The organism is Streptomyces sp. HD, from assembly GCF_028369295.1.
Lineage (GTDB): Bacteria > Actinomycetota > Actinomycetes > Streptomycetales > Streptomycetaceae > Streptomyces.
The window spans coordinates 40,349-55,522 of record NZ_JAQMYP010000046.1; the positions used below are offsets into that span (position 1 = coordinate 40,349).

At 71.7% G+C, this 15,174-nt stretch carries 14 protein-coding genes; 8 read left to right on the top strand and 6 right to left on the bottom strand.

Annotated features, from left to right (window positions below):
• Nucleotides 1-157 precede the first annotated feature (157 nt).
• Nucleotides 158-1,315 (top strand): ROK family transcriptional regulator, encoded by a 1,158-nt coding sequence (locus POF73_RS34585; protein ID WP_272123039.1) that lies wholly within the window; start codon nucleotides 158-160, stop codon nucleotides 1,313-1,315.
• A gap of 87 nt (nucleotides 1,316-1,402) precedes the next feature.
• Here POF73_RS34585 and POF73_RS34590 read toward each other — a convergent pair whose 3' ends face one another.
• Both POF73_RS34590 and POF73_RS34595 read right to left on the bottom strand, forming a co-directional pair.
• Entirely contained in the window at nucleotides 1,403-2,164 is a 762-nt protein-coding gene (locus tag POF73_RS34590; RefSeq protein WP_272123040.1) for a GntR family transcriptional regulator, read from the bottom strand.
• Between the two features lie 205 nt (nucleotides 2,165-2,369).
• Nucleotides 2,370-3,254: an RNA polymerase sigma-70 factor gene (locus POF73_RS34595; protein ID WP_272123042.1), complete on the bottom strand. Its 885-nt coding sequence runs from the start codon at nucleotides 3,252-3,254 to the stop codon at nucleotides 2,370-2,372.
• A gap of 135 nt (nucleotides 3,255-3,389) precedes the next feature.
• Here POF73_RS34595 and POF73_RS34600 point away from each other — a divergent pair, with 135 nt between their 5' ends.
• Complete coding sequence (locus tag POF73_RS34600; protein ID WP_272123043.1) at nucleotides 3,390-4,220, top strand: alpha/beta fold hydrolase; 831 nt, start codon at nucleotides 3,390-3,392, stop codon at nucleotides 4,218-4,220.
• 13 nt (nucleotides 4,221-4,233) lie between these two features.
• Here the strand turns inward: POF73_RS34600 and POF73_RS34605 are convergent, their stop codons facing one another.
• The 3 genes from POF73_RS34605 to POF73_RS34615 form a co-directional block, all read right to left on the bottom strand.
• Nucleotides 4,234-5,103, bottom strand: coding sequence for an alpha/beta fold hydrolase (locus POF73_RS34605; protein WP_272123044.1), 870 nt, complete (start codon nucleotides 5,101-5,103; stop codon nucleotides 4,234-4,236).
• A 78-nt stretch (nucleotides 5,104-5,181) separates the two neighbouring features.
• Nucleotides 5,182-5,688, bottom strand: coding sequence for an SRPBCC family protein (locus POF73_RS34610; protein ID WP_443049680.1), 507 nt, complete (start codon nucleotides 5,686-5,688; stop codon nucleotides 5,182-5,184).
• Nucleotides 5,689-5,783: 95 nt separating this feature from the next.
• Entirely contained in the window at nucleotides 5,784-7,166 is a 1,383-nt protein-coding gene (locus tag POF73_RS34615; protein ID WP_272123045.1) for a cation:proton antiporter domain-containing protein, read from the bottom strand.
• A gap of 221 nt (nucleotides 7,167-7,387) precedes the next feature.
• Here POF73_RS34615 and POF73_RS34620 point away from each other — a divergent pair, with 221 nt between their 5' ends.
• The 6 genes from POF73_RS34620 (at nucleotide 7,388) to POF73_RS34645 (ending at nucleotide 13,785) form a co-directional block, all read left to right on the top strand.
• Nucleotides 7,388-8,065 (top strand): hypothetical protein, encoded by a 678-nt coding sequence (locus POF73_RS34620; RefSeq protein ID WP_272123046.1) that lies wholly within the window; start codon nucleotides 7,388-7,390, stop codon nucleotides 8,063-8,065.
• 56 nt (nucleotides 8,066-8,121) lie between these two features.
• Entirely contained in the window at nucleotides 8,122-9,882 is a 1,761-nt protein-coding gene (locus POF73_RS34625; RefSeq protein WP_272123047.1) for an NAD(P)/FAD-dependent oxidoreductase, read from the top strand.
• Nucleotides 9,883-10,117: 235 nt separating this feature from the next.
• Complete coding sequence (locus POF73_RS34630; RefSeq protein ID WP_272123048.1) at nucleotides 10,118-10,567, top strand: RNA polymerase sigma factor; 450 nt, start codon at nucleotides 10,118-10,120, stop codon at nucleotides 10,565-10,567.
• 22 nt (nucleotides 10,568-10,589) lie between these two features.
• The gene (locus POF73_RS34635; protein WP_272123049.1) at nucleotides 10,590-11,162 is read left to right on the top strand and encodes a hypothetical protein; all 573 of its coding nucleotides are present in this window, start codon (nucleotides 10,590-10,592) and stop codon (nucleotides 11,160-11,162) included.
• 81 nt (nucleotides 11,163-11,243) lie between these two features.
• On the top strand, nucleotides 11,244-12,827 hold the full coding sequence (locus POF73_RS34640; RefSeq protein ID WP_272123050.1) for an ABC1 kinase family protein: 1,584 nt from the start codon (nucleotides 11,244-11,246) through the stop codon (nucleotides 12,825-12,827).
• Between the two features lie 70 nt (nucleotides 12,828-12,897).
• Nucleotides 12,898-13,785 carry an SAM-dependent methyltransferase gene (locus tag POF73_RS34645; RefSeq protein WP_272123052.1) on the top strand — a complete coding sequence of 296 codons (888 nt, stop codon included), beginning with the start codon at nucleotides 12,898-12,900 and terminating at the stop codon, nucleotides 13,783-13,785.
• Between the two features lie 120 nt (nucleotides 13,786-13,905).
• On the opposite strand, the gene POF73_RS34650 is transcribed toward POF73_RS34645, so the two are convergent.
• Nucleotides 13,906-15,150 (bottom strand): wax ester/triacylglycerol synthase domain-containing protein, encoded by a 1,245-nt coding sequence (locus POF73_RS34650; protein ID WP_272123054.1) that lies wholly within the window; start codon nucleotides 15,148-15,150, stop codon nucleotides 13,906-13,908.
• Nucleotides 15,151-15,174: the final 24 nt, after the last annotated feature.

Here is a 15,174-nt window from a genome sequence, read left to right on the forward strand (position 1 = left end):
TCCCGGAGTGATCCGTGCGGTCCGGGGTGGCCTGTGCGGGCCGGAGTGACCTGTGCGGGCAAGGTGATCCCAGGTACGTGTGGCGGACGGGACTCGCCGGGGTCCGTCTCGGCCGGTAGCATCCGGCCAACATGCGCACGAGCTGGGAGGACGGACGTTGCCGCGGCTGACCGGCGGGGATCCCTCGCTGCTGCGAAGGATCAACTCCGCGGTGGTGCTGCACGCGCTGCGTGCCACGGACGCCGCGACGCTGACGGAGATCACCCGGGTGACCGGCCTGTCCCGGCCCACCGTCGAGGGCGTGGTCGAAGGGCTCATCGAGGCGGGTTACGTCGTCGAGAAGGCGGCCGACGAGTCCGTCGTCCGGCGGCAGGGGCGGCCCGCACGGCGCTTCCGGTTCCGGGCCGAGGCGGGTCATCTGCTGGGCCTGGACATCGGGGCGCATCGGGTCGCGGCGCTCCTCGCCGACCTGGACGGACGGGTGCTCGGCGCCATCGCCAAGGACGTCGACGAGGCGGCTCCGGCCGACGAGCGGCTCGAAAGGGTGCGAACGGCCGTCGCCGAGCTGTTGCGCCGGGCCGGCGTCGCGCGCAGTTCGCTGCGGGCCGTCGGGGTCGCGACGCCGGGCATCGTGGACGCGGACGGCACCGTGCGGCTGGGGGCCGCGCTGCCGGAGTGGACGGGGCTGCGGCTGGGCGAGCGGCTGAGCCGGTCCTTCAAGTGCCCGGTCCTGGTGGAGAACGACGCCAACGCGGCGGCGGTCGCCGAGCACTGGAAGGGCTCGGCGACCGAGTCCGACGACGTCGTGTTCGTGCTGGCGGGGCTGAGTCCGGGCGCCGGTGCGCTGATCGGCGGCCAGCTACACCGGGGGTTCGGCGGTGCGGCCGGCGAGATCGGCGCGCTGCATCTGCTGGGCCGCGAGGCCACACCGGAGACGCTGCTGTCCACCACGGACGAGCCCCTGCGCCCCCTCGACGAACATGCCGTGGCCGAGGTCTTCGCACAGGCCCGTGAGGGCGACGAGCGGGCCCGCGCGGCCGTCGACCGCTTCATCCACCGCCTCGTCCACGACGTGGCCGCCCTGGTCCTCGCCCTCGACCCCGAACTGGTCGTCGTCGGCGGCTGGGCGTCCGGCCTGGACGGCGTACTGGAGCCGCTGCGGCTCGAACTGGCCCGCTACTGTCTGCGCCCGCCGAAGGTCGCCCTGTCCCTGCTCGGCGAGGCGGCGGTGGCGACGGGCGCGCTACGGCTGGCGCTCGACCATGTGGAGGAGCAACTGTTCGCGGTGGAGGGCACGGTGACGGGGCGGCGCTGAGAGGCGCCGGTCAGCGCGAAGTCACGCGGACGTACGCCGCGCGCCCCGGAGCGGGTCCGGGGCGCGCGGCATATGTCGTCACTGCGGTCAGGACGCCCGGCGCTCCGGGTCCTGGTGGATCTCCACGCTGCCGGAGTCGCCGAAGGTCAGCCGGCAGGTGTCCGCGCGGTAGGTGGCGACGGAGAGCGCGGCCGTGCGGCCCTCGGCGAGGTAACGGGTGGTCACGACGAGGACGGGCGCTCCGGGGAGCCGGTCCAGCTCCTTGGCGTCGTCCGCGCGCGCCGAGCCCAGCTCGACGGCGTTCTCCTGGCCCTCCAACTGCAGGTGCTGCAACTCGCGCAGCACGGCACGCGCGCGTGCCGCTCCGGACGGGGCGTCTATGGCGGTGAGGTCGGGCACCGACGACTGCGGGACGTAGAGCAGTTCGGCGGCGAGGGGCTGACCATGCGTCACCCGGGAGCGGCGCACGGTGTGCACGGGCTCGTCCCGGCCGGTCTCCAGGGCGTCGGCGACGGACGCGGGCGGTACCGCCTGGGTGCAGTCCGCGGGCTGCCAGACGTCGTCGTTCGCGCCCGGCCAGGCGTGCTGCTCGGTGCCGACGGCGACGCCCACGCGCGGGGGCGCGACGGTCGTACCGACGCCGCGGCGGCGCTGCAGCCTGCCTTCCAGTTCGAGCTGTTCCAGGGCCTGGCGGAGCGTGGCCCGGGCGACGCCGAAGCGGGCGGCCAGGTCGCGCTCGTTGGGCAGGATCTCGCCCACCGTGAACTCGGTCTCCAGTGCCTCACTGAGCACGGTCTTCAGATGCCAGTACTTCGGTTCCGGCACCGATTCCAGCTGCGTGGTCCCCACCCTGTCCTCCGCAATCGCCGTGGCCCAGCGGCGTTTTAGCGCCCTTGTTTATTAAAGGTTGTTGCACTTCTCTGCGACCATAGGACGGCCCTCCACCTTGGTCAATACCAATCCTCCATCCCATGTCGCGGCACGTACACATGCACCGGGAACGTTCACGGCGTGTTCGCGCAGCGACATCTTGCCGACATGCCGGCAACGTGACCTAGACGTCGGCGAGGGAGTGCAGCTTGTCGGGGTTGCGGATGATGTAGACCGCCTGGATCCGGCCGTCGACCACGTCCAGCTGGAAGACCGAGTCGGGCTTGTCCCCGGACAGGGCAATCACCGCGGGTCCGCCGTTGAGCTCCAGGAACCGCCAGGACAGGTCGGGGACGCTCTTGCGTGCGGCGCCGACGATGAAGCGGCTCACCTTGTCGGCGGTCTCCAGCACCCGCAGCGGCGCCTTGGACTTTCCGCCGCTGTCGCCGACGAGGCGCACGTCCGGGGCCAGCATTGACATCAGCCCCTCCAGGTCGCCGTCCGCGGCCGCGGCCAGGAACCGCTCGGTGAGGTCGCGGCGCTGGGTGGGGTCGACGTCGTAGCGGGTCCGCCGCTCGTCCACGTGCTTGCGGGCCCTGCCGGCCAGTTGGCGCACCGCGGGCTCGCCGCGGTCGAGCATGACGGCGATCTCGGCGTACGGATACCCGAAGGCCTCCCGCAGGACGAACACCGCGCGCTCCAGCGGTGACAGCGACTCCAGGACGACGAGGACGGCCAGGGAGACGGAGTCGGCGAGGACGGCCCGCTCCGCGGTGTCCGGGACGGTGTCCCCGAAGTCGGTGATGTACGGCTCCGGCAGCCAGGGGCCGACATAGGTCTCGCCCCGCGCCTTGACCTGGCGCAGCCGGTCGATGGCGAGGCGGGTGGTGATGCGCACCAGGTAGGCGCGCGGTTCGCGCACCTCGGACCGGTCGGCGCCCGACCAGCGCAGCCATGCCTCCTGCACGACGTCCTCCGCGTCGGCCACGCGGCCGAGCATGCGATAGGCGACGCCCAGCAGGACGGGCCTGTGCTCTTCGAAGACGTCGGTCTCGGTATCGGTGGTCACCGCACCATCCCATCCGACGTGTCCGGCCGTGTCCAGGCGAAATCGACGCACCCGCCCCTCGGGTCTACCCGCCAGTAGCAATTGCTGACAGGCTGTCTACCCAGTACCGGCCCGTTCGCCCCGCCGAGGAGCAGCATGTCCGCGACCGTCTCCTTCAAGATCCCCACTCCGCTCGGCCCACAGAGCATGAGCGTCTCCTACGCACGCGTGGGCACCGGTGAACCGCTGCTCCTGCTGCACGGCATCGGCCACCACCGTCAGGTGTGGGACCCGGTGATACCCGTCCTGGCCCCCGAGCGCGACGTGATAGCAGTGGATCTGCCCGGCTGCGGTGAGTCCCCGGCGCTGCCGGACGGACTGGGGCACGACCTGCCGACGATGAGCGGCGTGCTCGCCGCCCTGTGCGAGGCCCTGGAGCTGGAGCGGCCGCATGTGGCGGGCAACTCGCTGGGCGGTCTGCTCGCCCTGGACCTCGGTCGCGCAAACCTCGTGCGCTCCGTCACCGCGCTGTCCCCGGCCGGGTTCTGGTCGCAGTGGGAGCGGCAGTACGCCTTCACGGTCCTGACGGGGATGCGCCGGACCGCCGAGCGTATGCCGCTCCCCCTCGTCGAGTGGCTGTCCCGCTCGGCGCCCGGCCGGGCCGCCCTGACCAGCTCCATCTACGCCCGCCCGGGCCGCCGTTCGCCCGAGTCCGTGGTCGCCGAGACGCTCGGGCTGGCCCGCGCGCAGGGCTTCTTCGAGACGCTCCGGTCGGGCAGGGAGGTGCAGTTCACCGACGATGTGTCGGGGATCCCGGTCACCGTGGCGTGGGGCAGCAAGGACCGGCTGCTGGTGCCCCGGCAGGGCGTCCGCGCGAAGCGGATCATCCCCCGGGCCCGTCTCGTGCGGCTGCCCGGTTGCGGCCATGTGCCGATGAGCGACGATCCGGCGCTGGTGGCGCGGGTGCTCCTCGACGGCAGCCGCTGAGCCGGCCGTACGCTCACTCGGCCAGCGCTTCGAGGACCACCTTCAGCACGGTCGGGTTGTAGGGCATCGCGGCGTGCGCGGTGTGGTCGTCGGGGTCGAGGTCCTGGAGGAGGACGTTCCGGACGTGCCGGCCCTCGGTCTCGGCGAGCGCGCACGAGGTGTACGGCGTGACCACGTCGTCGTGCCGGGTGGCGATCACCGTGTGCCGGACGCCCTCCGTGGTCTCGCCGAGGTCGGCGAGTTCACGCTGGAAGGGGTGGTCGTGCTGGAGCTGGGGCCAGGCCGGGACGACGGTGCCCACGGCGCCCTGCTCGACCAGCTCCCTGGCGCCGGGGATCTGTCGCGCGAGGTTCATCAGGCCCTGGGCGGTGACGCCGTGGTTGCTGGGGGCGATGCCGACGAAATTGTGCACCTTGGGGGCGCCGCCCAGGGCGCCCAGGTAGTAGCGCGGCATCATGCCGCCCTGCGAGAAGCCGACGAGGTCCACCTGCCGGGCGCCGGTGCGGTGCAGGACCTCGTCGACGAACTCGCCGAGCTGCCTGGCAGAGGTCTTGATGTCGCCTAGCCCGAAGATCACCGGGTGCAGGTGCTGCCCGTAGTCGAGGCGGAAGACGCGGTAACCGTTCCGCCTCAGCAGCGGTGCCGCCTCGGTCCAGGTGTAGCCGCGGTTGCCGAAGGTGCCGTGCACGAGCACCACCGGGCGTGGATGTTCCTCGGTCAGGGGCAGTTCCCAGTCGTCCTCCCCCGCCTCCACGTCGACGGTGGCGACGATTCCGGCGACGGCGGCCTGGCCGAGCCCGGCCGCCCGGTGCGGTGCCTCGGTGAGGTCGGTGGTGACGTCGTCGGTGTTGATGCCGGGGATCTTCGGATGGGGGAAACTCACGGCGATCCGCCTTCCTGCGAGCAACCGTCCTTCGTTCTCCCGGTCTTACGGTCCCGAAGGCCCCGCCCCTGATCCGGCTCAGGCGGCGAGTCGGGGCGCGAGGCGGGCGGTCGCGGCGCGCAACAGCCTGACGTACCAACCCCATTTCACGGGGCGCGCCACGCGCCCGGTCAGGGCACGCTCGGCGCAGTCCAGGCTGTGCCGGAAGGCCGCGTCGTGCAGGGGCCGGAAGAACAGCAGCCAGCCCAGCCAGCGCACCCCGTGCGGGCGCAGGACGAGGGTGTTGCGCAGGACGGTGACCTCCCGGTCCAGGGACTCGACGCTGAACTCGTGGAAGCCGTCGAATCCGCGCGGTCCGGTGAACCGGAAGCGCACCCAGTGGCCCGGCACATAGTGGCTCACCACATAGCGCACCGGGCCGTGGCCGCCGGCCACCCCGACGGCCAGCGGCCCTTTGAAGCGCACCGGCGGCCAGTCGGGCGGCCAGAGCCGGTCGTCCGCGCCGCCCAGCGCGTCGATGAGGGCGCCGACGGTGTCCCGGGATGCGGGGAGGGTGCGCTCGTGGACGTTCAGCACAGTGATCACGGTGTCTGGCTGCCCGGCCCCGCGCACCCGGCAACTCCGCCGAACGGGGAACGGAAGAGCATGCCCGGCGCGCAGGTCCCCCGCCGCACGCCGGGTCAGTCGTCCATGAGTCGCAGCAGCGGTCCGGTCATGGCGGTCGTGGCGAGTGCCATGACCACCAGCATGGCGAACAGCGCGGGCGACAGCAGTCCGGCCGCGAGTCCGGTGTTGAGGATGATGAGTTCGGTCAGGCCCCGGCAGTTCATCATCGCGCCGAGCTGGGCCGACTCCCGCCAGGAGAAGCGCAGCAGCCGGGCGGGCACCACGGTGCCGACGAACTTGGACACCGCCGCGGCGGCGAGCACGGCCAGGCAGACCAGCCAGCCGGTCGCCCCGTGCACCGTGCCGAGATGCGTGCTGAGGCCGACGGCCATGAAGAACGAGGGCAGCAGCATCCAGCTGGTGAGGCCCTCCACCCGCCAGGCGATCTGCTCCACCGCCTCGGTGCGCGGCATGGCCAGCCCGGCGGCCACCGCACCGAAGAGCGCGTGTACGCCGATCTGTTCGGTGGCCAGCGCGCACAGCAGGACGGTCACCAGGACGATGGACGCCGTACGGGCCGCCGCCATCGGGCCGTCGGCGCGGCCCGGAGCGAGCAGGCGGTCCAGCAGCGGGCGTACGACGAACCAGACGACGACACCGAACAGCGCGACCCAGCCGACGGTGGCGGCGGCCGCCGCCGGTGAACCGCCGCTCGCGATCGCCAGGACGAGGGCCAGCAGGCACCACGCCGTGACGTCGGCGACGCTCGCCGAGGCCATCGCGAGGGTGCCGAGCCGGGTGTTGAGCCTCCCCTCGTCGGACAGCAACCGGGCCAGCACGGGTACGGCCGTGATGCTCAGACTGAGCCCCATGAAGAGCACGAAGGCGACGTCGCCCACGCCGGCGGGCCGGTAGCTGTCCGGGAGGGCCAGGGCGACCAGGACGCCGGTCAGAAAGGGGATGGCGATGCCAGAATGGCCGATAAGTGTCGATGCGGACAGACCGTCCCGGCGCAGGGCGGACAGCGACAGCTCGCGGCCCACGGTGAACATGAAGAGGGTGACGCCGAGTTGACCCAGCGTGTTCAGGAACGGGAACACCTCGGGGGGCAGCAGCAGGCGCTGGGCGTCGGGTAACAGCGCACCGAACACCGAGGGGCCCAGCAGCAGCGCGACGGCGATCTCCCCGACGACGCGGGGCTGTCCGATCCGCCGGGCCAGTGCTCCGCCCCCCGCGGCGCAGGCGGTCACCAGGGCCAGGGCCCCGAGGATCCGGTACAGGGGTACGGCCGCCGAGTGGGCGGGGGCGTGCCCGGAGGGGCCCGCGTAGCCGACCGACGCGAGGATCAGCGCCGTCACGGCGACGGGTATCCCGACGAACGCGCCGTAGCCCAGGAGCATCCGGCGCGGGGCGAGGGTGGCTGTGGGTTCCGGCAGGTGTGACGTACTGGCCTTCACTGGCGGCTCCTTGTCGAGCGCGGTGGCGACTGGTCAGTGCCGCTCATCCCTGCCCGGGTTCGCCGTGTTCGCGCCCTGCCGTATTCGCGTTCGACGGTGCGAGGGCGAAGATCGGCCAAGGTCCGGGCGGTGGCCGGACGGGGGCAGGGGGAAGCCCGGCGCGCGCGTAAAGAGAAGAGACAGGCGCAACCGGCATGTCGCATATGCGAGAGGAGTTCGTCATGCCTGCGAAGCCTCACGACATCCCCGCGAAGCCGCCCGGCAGCCCGGCGAAGCCGCACGACGCACCGGGCCCCGGCCCGGGCGAGGTCGGCCGGCTCGACGCGGAGCCGGAGGCATGGCGTCCGCTGCTCGCCGAGCCCAACGTGGTGGGACTGCTCGGGGACCGGCTCGTGGCGGCGGCGCTGCGCGAACTGCACCGGCTCGTGCCGCCGCGTACGGCGCTGCACTCGCTGCGTACGTTCCTGCTGGCCGACGCCTTCGCGCAGGCCCGCGGGATCCACTACGACCGGGCAGGGCTGTTCGTCGCCACCGCGTTCCATGACACCGGGCTGACCTGGGGTGGTGGGCCGCTGCGGGGCGGATTCCCCGGCCGGTCGGCCACGCTGCTCGACCGCTTCCTGGCCGGGCACGGCGTGGACGACGCGCGGCGCGCGGCCCTGACCGGGGCGGTCCGCGATCACATGCGGCCCCGGCCCGCGCGCCACTCGGGTCCGGAGGCGCGGCTGCTGCACTTCGGGGCCTGGCTGGACGTCACCGGGCGCGGTGCCCGTCGACTGCCGGGCGAGCGGCGGCGGTTGGCCGCGCTGGCACCCACTCCCTGGTTCGCCCTGTCGTTCTCCGCCCGGGTCGCCGCCTGCGGGCTGCGCCGGGCACTGCCGGGCGGCCCGGCGGTCTGACGGCCGCCGGACACCGGCCCGGCACAGCGCATTTCCCGTCGCGAAAGGACGAAGACGTGCAAGACGACCAGCGTGTTTTCGATGTCGCCATCGTCGGAGGCGGCATCGGCGGGACGATGTTGGCGGCGATCCTCGCCCGCCACGGCGTGCAAGTCCTGCTTCTGGAGGGAAGCGGGCACCCCCGGTTCGCCATCGGAGAGTCCACCGTCCCCGAGACCACCTTCGGCCTGCGGGTCCTGGCCCGCCGCTACGACGTCCCGGAGATCGAGCACCTGGCGACCAACGGGGCCCTGCGCCGCCATGTGTCGTCGAACTGCGGCGTCAAGCGCAACTTCAGCTTCGTGTACCACCGCGAGGGAGAACCCACTCGCGCCGAGGAGTGCACCCAGTACCCCACCTGGGGACCGCCGCTCGGACCCGACTCGCACTATCTGCGGCAGGACGTCGACGCCTACATGTTCCATGTCGCCGTCTCCTACGGCGCGACCGCCCACACCCACACGGTCGTGGACGACGTGAAGTTCGACGAGGACGGCGTCACTCTCGTCACCCGGGAGAAGGGCACCTTCCAGGCGGCGTACCTCGTCGACGCCGGCGGTATGCGAGCGCTGCTGCCGGAGCGGCTGGGGCTGCGGCAGGAGCCGCCGTACCGCACGCGCTCGCGCACCATCTTCACCCACATGGTGAACGTGCGCCCCTTCGACACCGTCGCTCCGCCGCGCGAACAGCACGGCATGCCCAGCCCGTTCAGCCAGGGCACGCTGCACCATCTCTTCGAGGGCGGCTGGTTCTGGGTCATCCCGTTCGACAACCACACCTCCAGCACGAGCGGGTTGTGCAGCGTCGGGATCAATCTGGACATGGACCGCCATCCGCGTCCCGAAGGGGTGTCGGCGGAGGAGGAGTTCTGGCGCCAGGTGCGGCGGTTCCCCAGTGTGGCCCGGCAGTTCGAGGAGGCGCGGGCGGTTCGGCCGTACGTGTCGACCGACCGTACGCAGTTCTCGTCGCGGACGGTCGTCGGCGACCGGTGGTGCCTGCTGCCGCACGCCAGCGATTTCATCGACCCGCTCTTCTCCAGCGGGCTGGCGGTCACCGTGATGGCGCTCAACGCGCTCGGTCACCGGCTCATCGGCGCGGTGCGCGAGAGCGACTTCGACACGGCCCGGTTCGCCTATCTGGAGCACTGGATCAAGCGGATGTTCCGCTTCTACGACGACCTGGTGTCGTGCAGTTATCTGTCGTTCGACGACTTCGAGTTGTGGAACGCGTGGAACCGGGTGTGGACCATCACCACGCTGTACGGGACGAATGCGCAGAACCAGGCCGCCGTGGCATTCGAGAAGACGCGTGATCCGGCGTCTTTCGACGCGCTGGAGAAAGCCCCTTACCGGGGCCTCCAGGGGGTCGACAATCCCTGGGTCGGGCAGCTCTTCGAGCAGGCCCGGGACGCCGTACTCGCCTATGGGGCGGGGGATCTGACGAAGGAGCAGACCGTCACGCGCATCTTCGATCTGCTGCGGGAGAGCGGGTTGTGCCCGGCGGTGTGGGGCACTCTCGACCCCGAGGACCGCTGCCCGTCCGGGGTGTTCACCCTGTTTCCGCTGATGAGGATCCTGCTGTGGGGCAAGTTCCGCTCCCCTCGGCACGTACGGGGCCTGTACTTCACGGGCGGCGCGCGGCTCGTCGGCAAGGAGGCGGCGCAGGCACTGGGCACCGACGTACGGCGTGGCTCGGCCCTGGTGCAGCAGACCGTGCGGGACATGTGGGTCAACTGGAACCGCGACTGGGCGCGGCGGGAGATTCCCTCGCGAAAATAAGCGCGGGGCGCGCGCCCGGAAAATCACTCCTGCTCTTTCCGCAAGAAGAACTCACGGTTTGCCGCCCCAGCGCCTCGGGTAGGAAAAATTCGGGGCCCACAAATCTGAATTGGGCCACCATTTCCCCTGCTCGATCGAGAGACTACGGGCTGCACTCCATATGGCGCAAAATTCCATCTGCCCATCGTCCGCCCCATGCTCTTGGGATGACATATCCCAGCACCGGGACCGCCTCATGCGGCTGGTCCGACGACGACTTCCGAGCCTTCAGGACGCCGAGGACTGCGTGCAGGAGACGATGGCCCGGGCGGCCGCGCATTCCGCCCTGGACGGCAGCCGACTGGGGCCCTTTCTCACCTCCGTGGCGCTGCGCCTGTGCACCGACTTCTATCGTGAAATGGAACGACACAGACGCCTGTTACAGCGCACGGCCTTCAAGGACGATCCGGGGACGACCGAGGAGGACGTCTGTGACGAGGACTTCGGCAAATGGCTGCTCGACCAGGTCCAGCAGCTGCGCGGGCGGGAGCAGGAAGTCATACTCGCCCGGGCCAGGGGAATTTCCACGGCGGAATTCGCGCGTATGCACAACATCTCCCTCAAAGCAGCAGAGGCCGCTTTCACCAGAGGACGGGCACGCCTCAGAACGGCCTGTGTGAAAGCCATGGAAGATGCCACGGGATAACCGACCGAAGGGAAACTCGCTCATGTCCGACAAGAACATGCAGGACATTCTCAAGGACCTCATGGGGAATATGGCCGACAACGGAAAGGAGGCGTTCGACGAAATCCTCAACCGATCCGGGAAGTCGTCGTCCGCCTCCGGTTCCGTCGAGGCCCTGGCCGCGCTCCCCGCGAGCACCCTGGCGGCCCTGGCCGGCGCCGCCAACCCGGCCGCGCTGCTCGCGGGGGCGGCGGGCAATCCGCTGGCCGCGCTGACGGGGACCGCGGGAGGGGCCGCCAATCCGCTGGCCGCGCTCACCGGAGCGGCGGGAGCCGCGGGAGCCGCCAACCCGCTCGCCGCCCTCACCGGGGCCGCCGGGGCCGCCAACCCCCTCGCCGCGCTCACGGGAGGCGCCGCCAACCCGCTGGCTGCGGCGAGCGCGCTCGGCGGGCTCGGGCAACTCGCCGGGGGCATGGGCCAGTTGGCAGGGGGCGTCGGAAACGCCGCCGAGGGCGTGGGCGACCTGCTCTCGCTGCCGGCCCAGCTCACCCAGCTCCTCGAACTGATCCCGAAGCTCATCCAGGCACTGCAGGGCCAGGCCGGCAAGGCGGCCTAGGCCCACCGGCGGGGCGCGTCCGGTTCGCTCGGGGGGACCGGACGCACCCACCTCCCGCTCTACCTGAGGAGATCACTCACGATGACGTCTGTCGTCGGGGATCGGCTGCGGCTGGTGGTCAAGGTGCTGGGAAGCCTCGTCGTGGACGAGGTCGGGCAGGCCACGCGGCTGCGCAGACGTACGAGACAGGGGCAGGCGGGACCGGCCGGAGCCGGGGCCGGCGCGGGCTCCGCCGGAACCTCGACCGGGACCTCCGCAGGGGCCGAGGAGCGGCGGGCCAAGGCCGTGCGGCATGCCCTGGAGAGTCTCGGCCCCTTCTATGTGAAGCTCGGACAGATTCTGTCGACCCGGCCCGACATGGTGCCGGAGTCGATCCGCGACGAGTTGCAGAACCTGCACGACCAGGTGGACGTCCAGCCGTTCGCGGTCTTCGAGCCCGTCCTGGCCCGGGACCTCGGGGCCGACTGGAAGCTGCGGTTCGACGACGTCGACACCGTCGCCCCGCTCGGCGCCGCCTCCCTCGCCCAGGTCTACAAGGTGACGCTGCCCGGCGGCCGGCCCGCCGTGGTCAAGATCCAGCGCCCCGGCATCCGCGAGGGCGTGCTCGCGGACATGGCCCTGATGCGCCGGGCGTCGCGGATCGTGGCCCGGGTCGCGCCCCGGTTCAACGAGGTCATCGACATCGAGGCGATGCTCGGCTCCGTCTTCGACGCGATGGAGCCGGAACTGGACTTCACCGGCGAGGCCCGCAACATGGACGAGGCCCGCGAGTACGTACGCCCCTTCCGCACACTGGAAGTGCCCAGGGTGCTGCACGCGAGCCCCCGGGTCCTGGTCCAGTCACTGGCCGCGGGGACATCGGTCCGGCATGTCGACCGCGGCCACTTCACCGACGCCGAGCGCATCGAGATCGGCAAGGACCTGCTGCGCTTCATGTACCACGGCTACTTCGTGCACCGCGTCTTCCACGCCGATCCGCACGCGGGCAACGTCTTCGCGGCGCCGGGCGGCCCGGCGACGCTGATCGACTGGGGCATGGTCGGCCGCCTGGACCGTCGTACCAGTCTCCAACTGCTGCCGCTGTTCATGACGTTGGCGCAGAACGACGGGGCCGGGCTCGCGCACCACTGGGCCGAGATGGGCCGGGTGACGTCGTGGTCCAACATGCCGGCGTTCGCCGCCGACATGGCGGCGTTCGTGCCCAAGGTCTCCCATCTGCCCCTGGAGGACCTGAACTTCGGCGTCTCCCTCACCACCGTGCTCGCGAAGGCGACCAAGCGGGGCATCGGCTCACCGCCGGCGGTCTCGCTGCTCGGCAAGTCGTTCGCCAACCTGGACGGTTCGGTGCGCTGCCTCGCACCGGAGATCGCCCTGCCGGAGGTGTTCCAGGGCGAGGTGCCGAAGATCCTCTTCGCGCTGGGCCGGGAGTTCCTGGGGCGGCATCAGTTCGCCCGCAATTCCATGGAGTTGCTGCTGGCCGCGGTCACCAGTCCGGAGCAGATGCGGGGCGTGCTCGGCGACATCGCCAACCGCCAGTTCGCGTTGCAGGTCCACGAGCCGCGCACCACCGCCGCGATGGGCGGCCAGCGCCCCACACGCCCGTCCGGCGGCCTCGTCGCCCTGGGCGCGCTGGCCTACCTGATGGCCCGCCGCCGCGCCCACTGATCTCTACGACCTCGATGCCCCAGTCGACCTGCTCGACCACTTGACGATGTTGACCCTACGGAGGTTCCTCTTGCCCGAGACCGCACGTCCGCAGCCCTCGTCGGCGCCGGACACCCTTGCCGAGGGCGCCTCACCGTCGTACGGCCTCTCACGTGTCGCGCTCTGGACGGCCGCCGCGCATGCCGCCGAGTGCGGCCGGGACACGCCGTATGTGCTCGACCCCTGGGCCGCGGACTTCCTGCACGCGGCGCGGTTCGGCGACGGGCCGCCCGGTGACGGTCCCCTGCAACGGCTGCTGCCCGACTGGGCCGTGGTGCGCACCCGCTTCTTCGACGAACAGCTGCTCACCGCGTCCCGCTCGGGCTGCCGCCAGGTGGTGCTGCTCGGCGCCGGTCTCGACACGCGCGCGTACCGGCTGCGCTGGCCGACCGGGGTGCAGGTCTTCGAGGTCGAGGCCCCCGCCGTACTGGACTTCAAGGACCGCGTGCTGGACTGGAGCCGGCCCACCTGCGGGCGGCGCAGCAGGGTCGACGTCGACCCGACCGGATCCTGGGCCGAGGAACTGGTGGCCACGGGCTTCGATCCACGCCGGCCCACCGCGTGGCTCGCCGAGACACTGCTCTACCACCTACGGCCCGAGGCGGTGGAGTCCATCGTCGGCACGATGACGGAACTCTCCGCGCCCGGCAGCACGTTCGGCGCCGAGTGCGTGAACGCCGAGGCCGCCTCGTCCGCGTTCGTGGCGCCCTTCCTGGAGGCCCTGTCCGCCACCGGCATCGCCTGGCACTGGCAGCTCGCCGAGCCCGAGGGCTGGTGGGCGGAGCAGGGCTGGGAGGCCCGTGTCGCCGACCTGTTCACGCTGCCGTATGTGGTCGAGCGGCTCTCCCCGTATCTGCCGCTGCTCACGGAGGCCGCCGCCAAGTGCGTGTTCCTGACGACCGGCACGCTGAGGAAGTGACCGGTGAAGGAGCAACCGTGGTGAGGCAGTGAACTCGCGAAGGGGGAGGCCCGGGCTGTACGGCCCGGGCCTCCCCCTCGCTGAGTCCATTTCCCTACGCCCCTGCGTCCGTACGACGCGCTACGCCCGCTCCAGTTCCAGCAGTGCCGCCAGCCACAGGTCCGGGAGTTCGTCGGCGGTGGACAGCGTCTCGTCGTGTACGACCGTGAGGCAGGCGGTGTCGTGCTGGCTCGTGAGGGTCGTGAGGCAGCGGATGCCGGCCGCCACGTCGGAGAAGACGGCGGCGCTGCGGGACGTGGCCCCCTGGTGGACCAGGGCGGCACCGAAGTTCACGCTGCTCGCCGGTCCGGCCACGACGTCACCGTTGACCATCCGCATGCCGACGCGGGCGCCGAGGGCCCGTGGGGTGGCCGACAGCAGCAGGCGTACGGCGTCGCGGCGCCGGGTCGCGCGCAGACGGGTCGTGGCCGCGATGACGCGGGCGAGGGCCGGCCGCGGTGACTGCTCGTCACAGGGCAGCAGCAGCCGCGCGGTGACCATCCGGTTGCCGGGGGCGCACTCCTCGCCGGGCGTCCGGACCGACATGGGGACCGCGACCGGCAGCGGCGGATGGACGGCCCCGGTCGCCTTCATGTGCCAGGTGTGGACGGCGTGCGCGAGGGCGGCGAGGAAGATGTCGTTGACGGTGCCGCCGTGGGCTCGGCCGATGGCGCGCAGCCTGGCCAGCGGGGTGTGGGTCCGGCAGAGCGTGGTGCGGCCGCTGCTCGGCCCGTCGAAGGCCGGCTTCGCGGTGGGCGCGCGGAATCCGCCGACGACGTCGCCGAGGGCGTCGGCCAGTCCTCGGGCGGTCGGCCAGGAGGGCCGGTTGGCGGCAGGGCCGCCGCCGGGGTGGTCGTCGAGGAGGGCCCGGGTCGTGTGGGCGGCACCGACTCCGTCCTGGAAGGCGTGCTCGGAGCGGTAGCAGAGGCTGTAGCCGCCCGTCGGTCCGTGGACCAGCCACACGTCCCACGACGGCCGTTCGTCCGCGCCCATGGGCCGGTTCAGCATCAGCCGCCCGGCCGCCGCCTCGTCGGCGCCCTCGGGCAGCCGCGCCTCGTGCACGTGCTGCTCGACGGCGATGCTGTCGACGCGCCGGAGCACCGGGCGGTCCCGTGCGATGCGGTAGCGCAACGCCGGAATGCGGTGGGCGCGTTCGGCCACGCGCGCGCGTACGGCGTCCAGGGTCGGGGCCGGGCCGTCGAACGCGAACACGAAGACGACCGGCAGCGGTCTGCCGTGCATCGCCAGGTGATAGGCGACGTCCGCGGTGCCCATACGGAGTGTTGGCGGCAGTGAGCCGTCGGCGCCGAGGGGACGTGGGGGCATGGAGCGACCTCCGTGTGGGTGGGA

Excerpts from the sequence above, each read along its gene's own strand:
- POF73_RS34600 (WP_272123043.1), top strand. The coding sequence starts at position 3,390 with ATGTCCGCGACCGTCTCCTTCAAGATCCCCACTCCGCTCGGCCCACAG.
- POF73_RS34620 (WP_272123046.1), top strand. The coding sequence starts at position 7,388 with ATGCCTGCGAAGCCTCACGACATCCCCGCGAAGCCGCCCGGCAGCCCG.
- POF73_RS34630 (WP_272123048.1), top strand. The coding sequence starts at position 10,118 with ATGCGGCTGGTCCGACGACGACTTCCGAGCCTTCAGGACGCCGAGGAC.
- POF73_RS34635 (WP_272123049.1), top strand. The coding sequence starts at position 10,590 with ATGTCCGACAAGAACATGCAGGACATTCTCAAGGACCTCATGGGGAAT.
- POF73_RS34640 (WP_272123050.1), top strand. The coding sequence starts at position 11,244 with ATGACGTCTGTCGTCGGGGATCGGCTGCGGCTGGTGGTCAAGGTGCTG.
- POF73_RS34650 (WP_272123054.1), bottom strand. The coding sequence starts at position 15,150 with ATGCCCCCACGTCCCCTCGGCGCCGACGGCTCACTGCCGCCAACACTC.